Annotated in this window: 12 protein-coding genes; 2 read left to right on the forward strand and 10 right to left on the reverse strand. The window is 38.8% G+C overall.

The window, feature by feature from the left end:
* Positions 1-90: 90 nt before the first annotated feature.
* The 3 genes from AC07VD_RS02370 to lytA form a co-directional block, all read right to left on the reverse strand.
* Positions 91-1,578: an N-acetylmuramoyl-L-alanine amidase gene (locus AC07VD_RS02370; protein WP_122894792.1), complete on the reverse strand. Its 1,488-nt coding sequence runs from the start codon at positions 1,576-1,578 to the stop codon at positions 91-93.
* Positions 1,579-1,665: 87 nt separating this feature from the next.
* Complete coding sequence (locus AC07VD_RS02375) at positions 1,666-3,819, reverse strand: SpoIID/LytB domain-containing protein (protein ID WP_130572914.1); 2,154 nt, start codon at positions 3,817-3,819, stop codon at positions 1,666-1,668.
* 27 nt (positions 3,820-3,846) lie between these two features.
* On the reverse strand, positions 3,847-4,170 hold the full coding sequence (gene lytA / locus AC07VD_RS02380) for an acidic lipoprotein LytA (protein WP_015384797.1): 324 nt from the start codon (positions 4,168-4,170) through the stop codon (positions 3,847-3,849).
* Between the two features lie 212 nt (positions 4,171-4,382).
* On the opposite strand from lytA, the gene tagU reads away from it, so the two are divergent.
* A complete protein-coding gene (gene tagU, locus AC07VD_RS02385; protein ID WP_015251104.1) occupies positions 4,383-5,303 on the forward strand; it encodes a polyisoprenyl-teichoic acid--peptidoglycan teichoic acid transferase TagU in 921 nt (306 codons plus the stop codon).
* A 40-nt stretch (positions 5,304-5,343) separates the two neighbouring features.
* Here tagU and wecB read toward each other — a convergent pair whose 3' ends face one another.
* The 4 genes from wecB to AC07VD_RS02405 form a co-directional block, all read right to left on the reverse strand.
* Positions 5,344-6,486 carry a non-hydrolyzing UDP-N-acetylglucosamine 2-epimerase gene (gene wecB / locus AC07VD_RS02390; protein ID WP_077671010.1) on the reverse strand — a complete coding sequence of 381 codons (1,143 nt, stop codon included), beginning with the start codon at positions 6,484-6,486 and terminating at the stop codon, positions 5,344-5,346.
* Between the two features lie 22 nt (positions 6,487-6,508).
* Complete coding sequence (locus AC07VD_RS02395) at positions 6,509-8,419, reverse strand: glycosyltransferase (RefSeq protein ID WP_129137972.1); 1,911 nt, start codon at positions 8,417-8,419, stop codon at positions 6,509-6,511.
* Between the two features lie 75 nt (positions 8,420-8,494).
* A complete protein-coding gene (locus tag AC07VD_RS02400) occupies positions 8,495-10,015 on the reverse strand; it encodes a glycosyltransferase (RefSeq protein ID WP_024571907.1) in 1,521 nt (506 codons plus the stop codon).
* Positions 10,016-10,049: 34 nt separating this feature from the next.
* Entirely contained in the window at positions 10,050-11,417 is a 1,368-nt protein-coding gene (locus tag AC07VD_RS02405; RefSeq protein ID WP_216995548.1) for an alpha-glucosyltransferase N-terminal domain-containing protein, read from the reverse strand.
* 340 nt (positions 11,418-11,757) lie between these two features.
* Here AC07VD_RS02405 and galU point away from each other — a divergent pair, with 340 nt between their 5' ends.
* Entirely contained in the window at positions 11,758-12,636 is an 879-nt protein-coding gene (galU, locus tag AC07VD_RS02410) for a UTP--glucose-1-phosphate uridylyltransferase GalU (protein WP_003227944.1), read from the forward strand.
* Between the two features lie 38 nt (positions 12,637-12,674).
* On the opposite strand, the gene tagH is transcribed toward galU, so the two are convergent.
* From tagH to AC07VD_RS02425, 3 genes are all read right to left on the reverse strand, one after another.
* Entirely contained in the window at positions 12,675-14,258 is a 1,584-nt protein-coding gene (gene tagH / locus AC07VD_RS02415) for a teichoic acids export ABC transporter ATP-binding subunit TagH (protein WP_494721564.1), read from the reverse strand.
* A gap of 19 nt (positions 14,259-14,277) precedes the next feature.
* The gene (tagG, locus tag AC07VD_RS02420) at positions 14,278-15,105 is read right to left on the reverse strand and encodes a teichoic acids export ABC transporter permease subunit TagG (protein ID WP_014665585.1); all 828 of its coding nucleotides are present in this window, start codon (positions 15,103-15,105) and stop codon (positions 14,278-14,280) included.
* A gap of 217 nt (positions 15,106-15,322) precedes the next feature.
* Positions 15,323-17,353: a DUF6270 domain-containing protein gene (locus AC07VD_RS02425; protein WP_124059245.1), complete on the reverse strand. Its 2,031-nt coding sequence runs from the start codon at positions 17,351-17,353 to the stop codon at positions 15,323-15,325.
* Between the last annotated feature and the right edge of the window lie 10 nt (positions 17,354-17,363).

The raw sequence follows: 17,363 nt of genomic DNA on the forward strand, positions 1-17,363 counted from the left end.
TTTTCTCATTTTATCGTATAAAAAAGCTTGCCGGCAATTCCTGATGGGTTCTGCCGGCAAGCCGCTGTTGATGTCTACTAATTTAATCGCCTAATAATATCCAATGATTCCTTCATATATTGCTTGAGCTGCTTTTTCTTGATACAAAGCACTCTTTAACTTACTTGCGTCGTTCGCATTCGAAATGAACGCCAGCTCTGCTAAACTGCTCGGCATCGTTGATTCTCTGATGACATGGAAATTCCCGATTTTCACGCCGCGGTTTTGAGTATTGAGTGCTTTATAGAGTCTGTTTTGTATTTCTGTCGCAAGCCGTTTGCTGTTTTCTGACTCATATTTTGTATAATAGTAGGTTTCAGTACCGGTTGCTGCTGGGCTCGCTGAATTGGCGTGAATACTCACAAACAGGTTTGCATTATTGCTTTTTGCTTTTGCAACCCGCTCTGAAAGCTCTAAGAAAACATCTGTAGATCTGGCCATAATCGGAATGGCTCCACCATTGGAAAGTTTGCTGTTTACAAGCTTAGCAACGGCAAGGTTAACATCTTTCTCTTTTAAACCATTACCGACCGCGCCGCTGTCATAACCACCGTGTCCTGCATCCACAAATACCTTTTTGCCTACAATTACATTTTTAAGTTGGTTCACGACATTTGTTGTCACTGAAATAGTTCCCCCAAGAACTGTGAAGGTATTCTTGCTATTTGATCCGATGACTGTTCTTGTCGCAGTCGGCAATGAACCGGCGTCAGTAAATAGCATTGGGCGATTTTGCTTCGCCGCCAGCACAGAACCAGCTAAAGCATCTGCATATTGATAGCCATTGCTGACAAATGCAGCTTTTGATGAAGAATAATACTTTTTCGCTATGTTGGCAGCCACTTCAAAACGGCTGTTCCCGCCGATTCTTGTTGGTGATGGCAACTGGCTGTAAACGCTTTTTGAGACACTGATTTCTCCCCCGACCACAATAGTCGATGTTGTTCCTTTGCTGTTCATCGCATTTTTCGTTGGTTCGGGAATAGAGCTTGCAGTCGTCAGGAGAATTGGAATACCGTTACGGGCAGCATAAGAACCGATCGCCAGACTGTCAGCATATGCCGTGCCATTTGCGATTACCGCTTTTGAATTTGAAGACAATTTTTTAGAAATATTTTGGGCAACTTCATAGCGGCTTCTTCCGCCGATTCGTTCCACATTGGAAATACCCAATTTTTTAATGTCACTTACAACGTTGTTAGAAACACTGATCGTTCCGCCAATGACGATAACCTTGCTCGGTTTAAGCTGGCTGATTCTGTCTTTCGTCGGCGCAGTCAGTTTAGATGATTCCGTCAATAAAATCGGGGCATTGTATTTATAAGCTAGAGGAGCAGCAGTTAATACATCTGCATACGCTGTTCCGTTTGCCACAACAACCGTGCCCGCACTGCTCCAGCCTTGTTTTGAAACATTCACAGCAACCTCATATCTGCTTGCTCCATCCAGCCTTGTAACAGAGTTTGCCGCAAACGCATTTGGTACAAATAACACGACTCCTAGTATCAGCATAGGTATGCTTTTAAGAAAGATCCGCAAAGATAGTCCCTCCAAAGATTCATAATGATTCATAAATCAAATAACGAACAAAGGAGGCATCTCGCCTCCTTTGACTCTAACAATCTTTTAATAGCTTGATAGAGTTGTTCCCGGATAGTAAAAACTTAAAATTGTTGTATAAGATTGTCCGGCAGCTGCTCTGGCATTGGCTCCGTACTGACTCATGCCTATGCCGTGTCCGTATCCTTTACCGCTAATGAGAAAGGCGTTTGTATTGCTTGAGACAGAAGCATATGTACTCTTCATATTGGAAGCGCCAAGCATCGTTCTCAGCTCTGTTGCAGGTACAGTAATTGTTGCTGTTTTTTCACTGAGGCTTCCATTTGACAGGATATAGCCATTTGATTTTTCTTTCACGAAATATGAGAATGTGACGCTTGCTGTTTCCGGCCGCTGACCGGCAGTTTTCTCCGTGCTGAATTTCACACTGGATATTTTCGTGATTTTGATAGACTCGGCATTGCTGTATTTATTTTTAATAAACCAGCTTTTCAAACCGCTCAAATATGATGAGTTTGTTTCATTTTTAGAGCTCCACCATGAACCCGGGCTTTTCAGATTCAGACTGCTCTTATCAAGCTGGGTTTTATTTAAAGACAGAGACCAGCTGATTTGCGGGTCGTACGTATCTTTTTTGGCGATTAAATAAGGAAGCTGGCTGCTCCACACCTCACCGCTCGCTTCTGTGTAGCCGCCGTTGCTTGAGGAATACGTAGCAGAAATCAAATTCCCATTGTATTTCAAAACTTTTCCTTTTGTAGCTTCGACCACTTCTGAAGTTTTTGAATTCCAGTCATATCCGCCATATACCTGAAAAGCGGTGGTGTCTTGTACTTCTTTTCCGGCCGAACTGATGGAATAAGTTCTCGCTGCGACAGCTTGGGCTTTAAGCGCTTCTTTCTGCCAGCTGGCCGGCATTTCATGAGGAACAACACCCTTTAAATAATCTTCAAAGGGGATATTCACATTGATTGGCCGAACATATTTGCCTGACTCTATTGTAAATTTCATGTTTCCGAGATATGGCGTTCCGTTCAAACTGATAGAATTTGTAGTTGCATATTTTTTAGGCTGTGCTGTAAAAGACGTTCCAAGCGACTTGATTGCAGTACTGTTTTTATAAAGCACTAGGTTTCCGCCGGTTAACTTGACTGTATATCCAGTTCCTGCAAAAGTATCTGCCAGTTTGTTCTTTAGCGTATCACTGATGGAAATGCTTCCTCCAAGCAGCGCAAATGACTGAGTTCCTTTTGACGCTACTACATCAGCGACTGGTGACGGCAGGCTGCCTGATTCAACCAGCAGTAAAGGGCTTCCCTGCTTTGCTGCAAGCACAGATCCCGTCAATGCATCCGCGAATGTTTGGCCGTTTGACATAAATACCTTTGTTGCTTTCATATTTAATTCTTTAACGATATTGGCAGATACCTCATATCGGGAAACGCCGCCAATCCGTTTCACAGTTGCCTTCTTTTTTAATGCAGCTTCCACACCAGTGCTGACACTCAACGGACCGCCGACAATTGTAACCTTGCTTGGAATTTTGTAATCACTGCGGATGTTATTGTCTCCCGCAAGTAAAATCGGATAACCGTTCATTGCAGCATATGGCGCGATTGACAGGGCATCCGTAAAGACCATGCCTGTGGCCACTACTGCCTGGCTGTAATTCCCCATCCGATCGGCTATGTTTTTAGAAACCTCGTAACGGGTTGCTCCGCCAATCCGATCGATAGAACCATATTTTTTTAATGTATTTTCTACATTTTTAGAAACACTGATTGTCCCGCCAATGATGAGAATATTGTCAGGATTTAATTTTGCAATTTCGCTTTCTGTTTTTGGTGTTAGCGAATCTGCGTCTGTTAATAAAATCGGTGCATCGTACTTTTTGGCAAGCGGGGTTGCTGAGAGCGCATCGGCAAAAGCGTCCCGATTCACAATGACCACAGTCGTTGGATTTGTCCATCCGGCAGAGGCGACATTATTGGCAACATCAAAACGGGTTGCTCCTCCATATCGCTCCGTATCCGCAATTCTTGAGCCGGGAATTTCATATCCGCCTGTGATATCGACATCCAAACTTGATTTGCTGCCTACATAATTACTCAGCTTAACCGAAATGGTTTTATCAGCGGCTTTCGCAGTCTGCATAAACGCCGGACATGCTACAGCCGCCGCAGTGACTGACGATAGAAGCAAGAGCTTCATTTTTTTCAAAACATGGAACCCCCTAAGAGTTTTTTATTACTTTGTCTCAAGATCCTTAAGCATTAAAGCGCCATTTGAATCTTTTGTATATTTGACAACAACTTTTTGCCCTTCTGAAATGCTGTTCATTTTGTCCTGAAGGTCTGAACCAACCTGAATCGACGTCTCTTTATCATCAATAGTGACTGCAATTGTATGGCTGTCTGCCAAACCGGCAAAAGTGCCTTCCTTCGTTACTGTCTCTTCTGCAGCTGCATCCTGGCTGTCTGAATTTGTTTCTGCTCCTGATGAGTTCTGAGCTGTGCCGCACGCAGACAAAAGAAGCAGCATTGAGAACATTAAAATAGCAATTTTTTTCATTCCTATATCACCTCTCCACTTTTTATCGACAATTTTAAGCTTATTTTAAGATTTCTTTCAAAACAACGAAAAATTTTTGCGGATTTTCTTAAAATACCGAAACATTTGTTACAAGGAGCCGTCTATTGTAAAGAATCAGACAAATTTTAGTTGTTTTCAAATATTAAGAAACTTATAATCGTACTAGATTACAAAAAAGCGAGGACTTTATTATGAGAGCTGAAAAAAGAAAGAAAAAAAGAAAGGCATTACTTGTCATTTTAGCCATTGTGGCCGTATTTGTACTCGGAACTGGCGGCTATGCATACTACTTATGGCATAAAGCAGCATCAACCGTGGCAAGTATTCATGAAAGCATTGATAAATCGAAAAAGAGGGATAAAGAGGTCAGTATCAATAAAAAAGATCCTTTTTCCGTCTTAATCATGGGTGTGGATGAACGCGACGGCGATAAGGGCCGTGCCGATACGCTCATTTATATGACCGTTAACCCAAAAACGAATACAACCGACATGGTCAGCATTCCGCGTGACACGTATACAAAAATTATCGGAAAAGGCACAATGGATAAAATCAACCATTCATACGCTTTCGGCGGCACGCAGATGACGGTAGACACTGTTGAGAACTTCCTCGATGTTCCGGTTGATTATTTTGTGAAAGTGAACATGGAAAGCTTTAGAGACGTTGTTGATACACTTGGCGGCATTACAGTTAACAGCACATTCGCGTTCAGTTATGACGGTTATTCGTTCGGCAAAGGAGAAATCACGCTGAACGGAAAAGAAGCGCTCGCTTATACCCGGATGAGAAAAGAAGATCCGAGAGGCGACTTCGGACGCCAGGACCGCCAGCGCCAAGTCATCCAAGGTATTATTAATAAAGGCGCTAATATTTCTTCCATCACGAAATTCGGAGATATGTTTAAAGTTGTTGAAGATAATGTGAAAACGAACTTGACCTTCGATAACATGTGGGATATCCAGTCCGATTACAAAGGTGCGCGGAAACATATTAAACAGCACGAACTAAAAGGTACAGGCACGAAAATCAATGGAATTTACTACTACCAAGCTGATGAAAGCGCCCTTTCCGATATTACAAAAGAGCTGAAGGAAAGCCTCGAAAAGTAAAACAAAAAAGAAGCTTCGCACAATGTGCAAAGCTTCTTTTTTATTTGCCTGTAAATGAATCCGGTTGTTCTTTCCGATACCCGTAATGAAACAGCAATTCTTCCACAATCCGGCGAGAAGCCTCTCCATCTCCATACGGATTAGAAGCCTGGGACATTTTCTTGTACTCATCATGATCAGTTAACAGCTGTTTTGCCAACTGATAAATGTTTTCCTCATCCGTACCTGCAAGTTTCAGCGTTCCCGCTTCCACTCCTTCAGGCCGTTCCGTCGTATCACGCAGAACAAGCACCGGTTTCCCGAGAGATGGGGCTTCCTCCTGCACGCCGCCCGAATCTGTCAATATAAAATGCGATTTCGCTGCAAAGTTATGGAAATCAATCACCTCTAAAGGTTCAATCAGATGCACTCTGTCAGAATCACCAAAATGCTTCTGAGCCGCTTCCCGGACAACTGGATTCAGGTGCACAGGGTAAACGACTTGTACATCTTCAAATTCCCCTACAATTCTGCGGATGGCCTTGAACATATTTTCCATTGGCTCGCCCAAATTTTCCCGGCGGTGAGCCGTCAAGAGAATCATTTTATCCTCACCCACCTGCTCGAGAACAGGATGTGAGTAACCATCCCTAACCGTTGTGTTGAGTGCGTCAATCGCTGTATTGCCCGTTACAAAAATAGAGTCGGCCTTTTTGTTTTCTTTTAATAAATTGTCTTTCGCCTGGCCTGTCGGAGCAAAATGCAAATCAGCAATCGCCCCTGTCATCTGTCGATTGAGCTCTTCCGGAAACGGGGAATACTTATTCCCTGTACGGAGCCCCGCCTCCACATGACCGACAGCAATTTGATGGTAAAAAGCGGCTAGGCTTCCGGCAAACGTCGTCGTTGTATCACCATGGACAAGCACAATATCGGGTTTGATATCTTTAAACAACTCATCCAATTTTACAAGTGCGTTAGACGTAATCTCTGCCAGTGTCTGCCGCTCCTTCATAATGTTCAAATCGAAGTCAGGCTTGATATGAAACGCATCTAACACCTGATCGAGCATCTGTCTGTGCTGTGCAGTTACCGTTACATAGGAATCTATTTCAGGATATTTTTTCAATTCAAGCACAAGCGGTGCCATCTTGATCGCTTCAGGCCTCGTCCCGAAAACGGTCATAACTTTTAGTTTTTTCATATTTGTCACCTGGTTTCTTTGTTTAACGGGCTGTTAGATAGAATTTCGATTGGTCCGATTGTATAAATAGATCTACTTTCTTCTTTATTTTAAAGCACCATAGCTTTTTTTCAATATTTTTACTGCAAAAGTACACACTGACATCCTTTTTCGGAACCAATGTGGTTTTATAAGAATTAATGGATAAAACAATATTGGTGTTTTGTAAATAAGCCGGAGCAAACTTTTGCTGAACGAGATTCCGATCAACCTGTATCACTGTCCCATCAGCTGAACTGATTTGATTTTTTATTGGGATTAAAAACTCTTGGTTATTGCATTCGAGCAATAATAAAGATTGCTTCGGGAAAAACAATTGGCTTCCAGGAAATACGAACGTTAAATGCTGGTCCGAATCATTATCTCTGAATTCGACTTTCAGAACTTCCTGCTTTCTGATATCCACCGACAAATTATCATAGGTTTTAGTAAAGTACGGCCGTGCGCTGAAAGCATATTCCCCGTTATTCCCAATATATTTAGCATGTTTGGAATAAGGATACGGTTCTCTGCTGCTGCCAATTCGGACGCGTTTTTTATAGCCGTCTATCCCCGATTCAATAAAGAAATCCCAAACACCAATATCTTCTTCATGAATAGCCAAATCAGTAAACTTCGTGAGAAATTCAAATTCTCCGTCCTTGGAATACACTGGAGAAATGATTTTTTCAGTTTTTCTATCACGGTGCACCCAAATGCCGTATAAAGTTTGCATAGCTTGATGCTCTGGTTGTAAAGCCGTGTGGGTAACCGACCCTCTTAATGTGAAAGTGTTGTCCTTCATTTGAAATTCGCTCACGTAATGACTGATTTTGTTTCTGTCATCAACAATCCGTTCATTCTCTGCCAAATGATATGAGATAAGGCTGGGATAGTTTGCTATGATATGACCATTTTTAACTGACGTATATTGGGCCATATTTTCTTTATCAGCTTCAAACTGCTTTAAGCCCTTTAGGTCATTATGGCGTACAAAGTGTAATTTTAACCGCGTATGAGAATGAACAAGTTTATCAATTTCCCGTGGTATATTTTGTTCAACAAAATGATGCAGCTCTGTCATCCATGTTTGCTGCTCCCGTTCGTCCTCGATTGTTACGGTAAAGTCCGTTGTTCTGGAAAAATCAAAATGACGATTCAAAAATTTCGCCATAAACTTCATTTTGCGATTATGTGAAAGACGGCTATTACGAATCATATCTATGATAACCTTCATTGCGCCATAGTAGCTTTGGGGCGCAACGTATGCAAACGTCATATGCTCGCCGTCATGCTGTACAGCATAGTAATAATCATAATCGGCCAAGACAGAAATTTTGTCCGCTTCTAAATAAGCCTGCATGACAAATACCTGATCCTCTGTAGCCTGTATATTAGAGGGGAAATATATGTCATGCATTCTAAGCAGTGAAACTTTAAAAAGTTTTGTCGGTCCTATTGAGTAAACAAGTGGAGATTTTACAAGATCCGCCTCAGGTTTCGTTTCCTTAAAAATAGCTTGCGGGACCGATCTGCCGTTTACACCGACCATTTTCCCAAGCACAATATCTGAATCATGCTGTTTTGCAAATTGATACATTCTCTCGAACGCTTCGATTCCTACATAATCATCGGAATCAATAAAAAAAATGTATTCACCGTTCGCAGCACGTATCGCTTGGTTTCGCGGCTCCCCCGGCCCTCCCGAATTTTTTTCTCGTTCTATAATCGTTATATTAGAATACTGTTCACTGTACTTTTTTAATATTGAAACCGTGCCATCCTGTGAACAATCATCTACACAAATAATTTCGTACTCATTATTCGGCATGGTTTGTTGAACCAGACTATCCAGGCAGCGGGAGATAAAATGTTCTGAGTTGTATGTGGGTACTGCTGCAGTGATTTTCACCATGACACCTCTATCCTTATCCGCTTCTATTTCATTCGCAAAAGCTCATATAATGAACAAAAATGGTGCAAAAACGTACTATTTCGTTATTTCAAATACTTCTTCCCATCTTTCAAATAATCGGGCTTCACTATATTCAGTATCCATTAAGTTCTTTGCGTTTTTTCCATATTGAATGGCTCTCTCAGGGTTGTCGTACAAATAAATGATACTTTCAGCAAGCATGTCAATATTATCAGGTTCTACAAGCATTCCCGTTTCGTGTTCTTTTATGAGCTCCCTCGGGCTGTATTTCACATCAAAACTGATAACAGGGGTTGCGCACGAAAACGATTCACAAATCGCGAGACTAAACCCCTCAAATTTTGATGTTAATAATGTAGCAAGCGCCTGCTGATAAAATGGAGCGGGATTTGCGACATACCCTTTTAAATGTACATTATCTAACTTAAGATCATCGATCAATTGCTGGTATTCCTCATAGCTGGGACCGCTGCCATATATATTCAGGACAATATCCGGCCGGGATTTTTTTACGATTCCCATTGCTTTTATGACCTTATCGATCCCTTTTTCCTCATGATATCTGGCCACCATGACAAACTCGTTTTTCTTTTTTTCATACGTTTGTAATTTTTCAAGCCTTCTTGGTGCATGAGGAATAACAAAAATATTATTGTTCGACTCAAAATCCTTCATGATATCTTCTTTTTGTTCATTCGTTAATACGATCAGCCCGTCATAATCCTTAATATGCTCCATCGCATATTGATGATTGTTTCGAACTTTGCTGCCTAACGTATAAGGATAATCTAAATGATTTGAGTGAACACAGTAAAATCGTTTTGCCAATCCTGCACGCATTTCATTTACTTTTGAAGCACTTCCGACTCCATCACAGATGATAATAGGGTCCTTTTCTTTCTCACATAACGTTTCAAGCCAATGTGTATGAAACTGGTGCTTGTTTTTGAAAAATACAGCTTCCTTTTCATCACGGCCAAACAGCATAACTCCTTGACTGGCTCCTGTTTTAAAATGGTACCATTCTGTTAAATAACAGAAACCGTCGGGTGCTGTGTAGTGAATTTGATTGATTTTTCCGCTTCTTGTATCGAAAATCACAGTTTTATTTACATAACCGCCATGAAAGAATTCTCGCTTTGTCATTTGCATATTTTCATTGAAATGATCTACATATAAAAGATTATCCGACTCATCCCATTTTTTCTTTTTTATATATAAGCCATTCTTGAAGTATTCCGTTTCTAATTTTTCCTCATTATGATACGCAGCATATGGTTCTTCAAAGCGATTACGATTTTGATCATAGTAACTTTGCTGCACTTCCCCAATTTTTATATGCTTATGCTGATTTTTATAGTCATCATAAATATTGAGGATATTTACATCAGCATGCAGCCTTCCAGCGCTCTTCAGCACTTGCTCAATCTGATCATAATTGTCCTTATAATCAAGTGTAACCAAATCGATTTTATGGCCGCGCTCCGCAAATGTAAAAGATCTTGACATCATAGAGCTTGTAATGCCGCCTTTTTCAATGTCTATTTCATATATTAGTGAAAAGATCCTTCTCATCTTCAAGCTCCTTCTTCTGGTAAAACCTTGTCTGCTATTTTTTTACAAACAGCCGTTTCATTAATTTTCTCCGAAATCCCTCGGCAGTCTGAACACGCAAATAATTATTTTCTTTTTCTAAAGTAACTTGCCAGCCTGAAATACTTTGTTCTGATAATGGAATTTCCTTTGAATCGGTTATTCGCACACCTGATGCAAAGAAGCTATTATCCCACTCGGAACAGAGATACAATTCAATGGTGGACAACTGATCTAATACAGAGTGAACACGAAGTGTACCGCTTACGGTAAATATTAGTTCTTCCTCGCTGTTTACTTTTGCGTTAAACGTGCTTTCAGTGCCGCTCTTTTTATTTTTTAACTTCCAATACATTTTATGGCGGCCAACAGAATGGGGAGGAATGCAGCCTTTAAATTCAACCTTGGCTGACAAATATAAATTGGATTTTGATTGCCATTCTGCCATTAACAGCTCAACATTCATATCCTTCAATTGATTATTAAATGGCACCTGATCTATTAGTTTGTCCACAAAACGCTTGCGGGTAAACGGCTCTTCAGAAACGTAATAAATATTTGTGCGAGGCCCCGTATTTTTAATTATGTCATGATATCTCTTCAAGGAAGGAACCACGAAAGCATCAAGGTGGCCTATTTCCTTTTCAGGGTTTTCCAACATCTCATTCGTCTCTATAAAACCTAGATACATGGAAGAATATTCAACTGAAAGAGATTTTAATGTAGTATATAACTCAACTTCAGAAGTCATAAATAAATAATCCGCTTCCTTTATCAAGCGGCTCAGAAAATAACGGGAAAGTTCATTTTCTGAATACAATACACTGACTATATTCTCTTTTTCGTCAAAAATGACAATTTTTTCAGTTGTTCCATCATTCTTATACCATTTTGTCATATAACAAGTGCCATCTGCCCTTAAATAAAGATGCTGCTTCGGTTTGTTAGTGTCCAGATCCATGTACATTAAGCTATGTACATATCCAGACAAATCATATTCTTCCCTTTTAAATCTTTGCCTGCTTTCATTAAAGTAATCAATGACAGCAAGTTCTCCTGATGCTGTAAACCTTTGATATTTGATATAACGTCCATTATTGTAATAACGATAAATTGGCTTATTTGGTTCTTGAATATATGTTAAACCTTCTTGTTCAATCGGATGCTTGATTTTATCTTTCTGAGGTTCAGAACCTTTAAAGTAGCTGTACATATTAATAACAGCAGTATCTTTAAAAGAAGAGGGCCCATTGGGCTCATGATGTAAAGTGACAATTTCCATTGGATAATTCCAATCGATCGTATTGATACTAAACTTTTTTGCAGCATTCAGCTCTTGACAAACAAATGCTAATTTTGGAGTAGAAACCTTAATCGTCATCATCTATTTATTACCTTTCGAATAAATTCGTACAGTCACATTTTCAGAACTACATTATATCACTTTTGCTGAGCAGGCTCTAGAGATGAAAAAGCTGTTATGTTTCTTGAAATACCGGATCAGTTGAAACTGTTTTATCTATCAATTAATGATATTTTTTTGTATTTCCTCGACCCCAAAGTCACTGAATTGACTCTTGTTTAATATTGGTTTTTCTTATATGATTAAATGTGTTTAACAGAATGAAAATAGGGTATTGATGAGAAAAGAAACTCAAACATTTTAAATACTCAGCATTCAAAAGAGTGACCCTAAATCTGTTCTTAAGGAAGGTGCTTTGAAATTGAAAAAAGTACGTAAAGCCATAATCCCTGCCGCAGGTCTCGGAACGAGATTCTTGCCGGCTACGAAAGCAATGCCGAAAGAAATGCTTCCTATCGTTGATAAACCTACCATTCAATACATAATTGAAGAAGCTGTTGAAGCCGGTATTGAAGATATTATTATCGTAACAGGAAAAAGCAAGCGTGCGATTGAGGATCATTTTGATTACTCTCCTGAGCTTGAAAGAAACCTAGAAGAAAAAGGAAAAACTGAGCTGCTTGAAAAAGTGAAAAAGGCTTCTAACCTTGCTGACATTCACTATATCCGCCAAAAAGAACCTAAAGGTCTCGGACATGCTGTCTGGTGCGCGCGCAACTTTATCGGCGATGAGCCGTTTGCGGTACTGCTTGGAGACGATATTGTTCAGGCTGAAACACCAGGGTTGCGCCAATTAATGGATGAATATGAAAAAACACTTTCTTCTATTATCGGTGTTCAGCAGGTGCCTGAAGAAGAAACACACCGCTACGGCATTATTGACCCGCTGACAAGTGAAGGCCGTCGTTATCAGGTGAAAAACTTCGTTGAAAAACCGCCTAAAGGCACAGCACCTTCTAATCTTGCCATCTTAGGCCGTTACGTATTCACGCCTGAGATCTTCATGTATTTAGAAGAGCAGCAGGTTGGCGCCGGCGGAGAAATTCAGCTCACAGACGCCATTCAAAAACTGAATGAAATTCAAAGAGTGTTTGCTTACGACTTTGAAGGCAAGCGTTATGATGTTGGTGAAAAGCTCGGCTTTATCACAACAACTCTAGAATTTGCGATGCAGGATAAAGAGCTTCGCGATCAGCTCGTTCCATTTATGGAAGGTTTACTAAACAAAGAAGAAATCTAAACAAAAAGGCTATTGGACATTCATCCAATAGCCTTTTTTTATTTCAACATCAAAGTCAGTGTATGCTCTTCATTATCAACTGCAAAAACCTGATCATCTGTATTCACAAGAAAACGCTTCTTGCTGCTGTCATACAATACATCGCTATCACTTAAGGATAGTGACGCCGGGTTGATAGGAGAAATGTTATGAAAAATAAGCTCTGTTGCTTTATCATTCTCCAGCACATAGCTGATTTTTTCATAATTAAAATCTAACGTTTTTCTGCCGTCAGCCGTATCCCCTTCAGTATATCCATTCAATTTGGATTGAATGCTGGTTCTGCTGTCTCCCAGGAATTTCAGAAAGTATTCATAGGAAGATGCTGCGTTTTGCGAGACATAAGACGTAAATGCAGCAGCATGCAATTCAGCATGTTTCATGTTAGTTGCAACAGCGCTCTTTTTCACAAAATAAGACTGTCCGTTAAACTTTATTTTCGCTGCCTGTTTGCCTTTTGCAGCTACCGACACCTCTGTACCGAATGGCAGTGTAACGTCAGCCTTCTGTTTAAAACCCTGATCCTTATAAGCAGCCGCTTTTTCATTTGCTATAAACCCTTGCTTATTGACTGCGGTTAAGCGTTCCTCTGACTTGCCCTTTGCATCGCCATGATGGTTCTTCACTTCATTTTGCGGAATAGCGCCAAACGAAGCAATTGTACGAAGCGGGGCATTAAAGAACATCGTTCCCGCCATGAAGACAGTCAGAATAGACAAAATAGCAATTTGAATGGCATTAGCCAGTGATTTCGGCTTTTTCTTCTTTTTGCGGAAACGGGCAAACGCTTCAGGATCTTCTTTCTTCCGCTCTTCCGTTTGCTCTTTTTTATATGTCTCTTTTTCTTTTTTCGACAGCTTATTAAACCAGTCAATAAACGCTTTATACTCTTTGACAACCGTTTTTGTTTCATCAAACATACGAAGCTCGCCATAGTGCATCCAAGCAACACGGTCACACATCTTTTCAATCTGGCCGATCGAGTGGCTGACAAAGAAAATCGTTTTTCCTTGCTTTTTAAACTCATTTATTCTGTCTACACACTTCTGATAAAACGTTTGGTCCCCCACAGAAAGCGCTTCGTCAATAATTAAAATGTCAGGGTCAATATGCACGGAAATCGCAAAACCGAGACGCGATTTCATCCCGCTGGAATAGTTTTTAACCGGCTGATTAATAAAATCGCCAATCTCGGCAAATTCAACGATGCTGTCATACATATCATCAATTTCTTTATTGGTTAACCCCATCATCAAACACTTGAGCCGGACATTGTCCCGGCCCGTTAATTGGTTATTTAAACCGGCAGCAATCGCAATCAGCGACGGCTGGCCGTTCATTTCAATTTCACCGCTGGTCGGCGGAATAATTTTAGCCAGCAGGTTAGACATGGTTGATTTCCCTGATCCGTTTATCCCTACAAAGCCGATTGTCTCTCCCTCATACACGTCAAAGGAGACATTCCGCACAGCAAAAAAACCATTATCCTTAGCCGGAAAAAACAATCCTTTTATCTTGTCCGATTGTTTTTTATACAAATGATATTGCTTTGAAACATTTCGAAACGAAACTTTTAGTTTCATCGTACAATCTCCTTACGTATTAAAGAAAGTCAACAAACTTGTCTCTGAATTTCATATGCAGAATAGAACCCACTAATAATAAAAGGAATGTGAACAGCCAGAAATACAGCGTGTATTTCATATCTTGGAAAAACCATTTTCCGTCTAAGAAGCTGTTCCTAAATCCTTCTATCAGATAAAAAATCGGATTCAGCTTAAGCACAGGCAGAAGATTCGGGTGATTTTTCCCGAGCTGCTCTGAGATATTCCAAAAAATCGGAAGTAAAAAGAACAATAATCTGGTTACGGCCTGCAGCAGAAATTGATAATCTCTGACAAGCACACTGATTGTAGAGTTAAACAAACTAAATGAAAACATAAACACAATCATGCAGATTAAATAGTAAATATATTGTATCCAATGCAAGCTAGGGTAAACACCGCTTGCTAAAAGGACAATGACATAAACACCCATCATTACAAAATAACTAAATAAATTTGAAGCAATCACGACAGAAGGCAGTGAACTAATCGGAAAATTCATTTTCGCAACCATATTGATCCGTTTAAATACACTGTTTGATCCATCCAGAATCGTCGGGCTAATAAAAAACCACGGGATCAAACCAGCCAGCATCCAAACAATAAAAGGCACTTCTCCAATACCTGTTATGACTGGCTTGCTGTTACGAATCCCCATACCAAATACAAACCAATACGCCAGCATTTGAATGAGAGGATTGAGAAACTGCCATAATACGCCAAGATAATTCATCTGATACTGAGACTTTGTCTCATACGAAGCTAAGCGCAAAATTAAAGGAAACGATGTCACTTGCTCTTTTACGATTCTTACTAATGCATTCATTGTTTATCTTCCTTAGACTTAAATGATTTTTTGGATCTTTCGGTTAAAGAAATTTGAAAGCACCGGTGAATATTGTAACAGATATTCATTCATTTTTCATGTAATAGTCGACAGACCCACTTGTTAATTTAAAAATCCAATATACAACTAATATAAAAAGAATAGTTCTAAAAAAAGATAAGATAACAACAACCTTATTTTAGAACTATTCATGTAATTAATTTTTCATTTGGTCTTCTGATGTGATTTTTAATAATCTGTTAAAAAATTCTCTGTAGTAATCTGATTCATAATGAGAATAAGATAAACCATAAGGATATCTTTCATCTCCTATAAACTTTGTATCAGACAAATCTATTACCTTTGCTGAAGGGGCAATAGACAGGAAATAATTATCTAATTTATCCCAAAAGTAATTATTTCTCCTTATCATTGGAATATCATCAAATGTTTTTATTTTACCATCCATTCCATAATATGTTTCGGTAAATCTGCCCTTATTCAATATAATTTTATCTTCAGGAATAATGGTTTTTAACTTATCAAGAAATTTACCAATATTTTTCTTCCAAAGCTCAAAATACTTCTGATTTTCATGATGATTTATGATGTGTATGTTATCCCAATCTGATAAGAACTTACTTACTTCAATAAAATAGTTACAAGTCACATAATTATTTTCCTGAGTTCTAATGACCGGCTTACTCGCGTCGCAATAAAAATCAATAATAATGTAATCCGGTTTTGCTTCTTTCAACTTTACAAAGAAGTCTTTTTTAAAATCCGTTTCTACCCATGGCCGATCACTTTCTTTAACATCATTATATTGATTAAAATCTATATCTACAGGATCAGACATCAAACTGATGACTGATGAATGGAATTGTGTATAACAACATTTATAAAATTTTTTGTAATCAGGGTTAAAAAATGATGACGAATTGAATGCATTTCTGCTAAAACAAGTACCTAAAACAGCTATATTAAGTGTATCTGCATCTTTATTTGAGTCAAAAAGCATATACAAAGATAATCGATTTCCACCATTTTTAAAGAACTTCACTTTATATCCATCAGCTATATTAAAATAATCAGTCTCAATATTTTCATTACAGCTAATATAAACATAGTCTTTACTATCAATTAAAATGAACACGTCCCATACACTCGCATGATCTTTTCTTAGCAATTTTAACAAATTTTCTTTGTCTATCTCACAAAAAAATCGATCACCGTTATTTAGAAGACTGTATTCTTGAGAAAAATAATATTCGAAACCATTTCCTTTTTTCTCTCTTTTTCTAAAAACTACTTTACATTGTGAATTTATCTTAGTATTTATCTTAATATAAAGCCTTACAATCTTGTCATTTTCTTCAAATGAGGTTAATTGAGCAATATTTGTATCTTTTCGATATGTGTGCAGAGATAATGAGTTGCTTCCTGTTTTGTTTAATTTGACATAATGAAATGGGTGGCTTCTCAGTGCACTTAATTTATCAAGAGAACTTGGCAATTCTTTATCAACTAAACAAGAAAGCAAAATAGATTCAGAATTATTGTCTAATTTGATATAAAAATCCCAAATGTTTGAATCGTCAACAATAATATTATCCGGAAGATTATATAAATCAAGGTCAACCTCAAAATGGTCATCAGCTTGAGACAGTTTTCCAAGTTCTATTTGTTCTTCATGAAACTGATAAAGGGTTCCATGTGGCCTACGTGAAAGAACGAATAATAAATCGTTGTTTTCAAATAATTTATGCTTCTCTCCCTTTATTTGAAGTTTCAAATGAAACTTGTCAGGTGAATTACCCTCTTCAATACTAAATATACTAAATTTTGCATTGTCAGGCTGTACTGTAATGACTAATTTATTATTCACTAATGAGCAGGCCCCAAAATACAAAGAATCTGGTTGCTTTATTTCTTGTTTGTGTTGACCATCGAGACAGCTAATTAGTAATTGGGCATCTTGGTTTAATACTGTCAATTCCCACTCATTAGAGAAGGCGAGTTTTTTCGACTTTATTATATGAGCAAATTTCACTTCACATAAGAAATAACCTTCCTTATGCATATAAGAATAAGGAAGCTTTATCTGAATAGGCTGCTCAAAGGCTATGTTATTAGTCTTTAATTTTAAAGCCAGGCCCTCAAATTCCTCGATTCTGTGTGTATGACCAAAGATTATCCACCCATCATTTTTAAGATTTACAGAAATGTTCATTATCTCAATTTTCACGATGAATCCT

This window comes from Bacillus sp. GW821-FHT01G09, assembly GCF_059422205.1.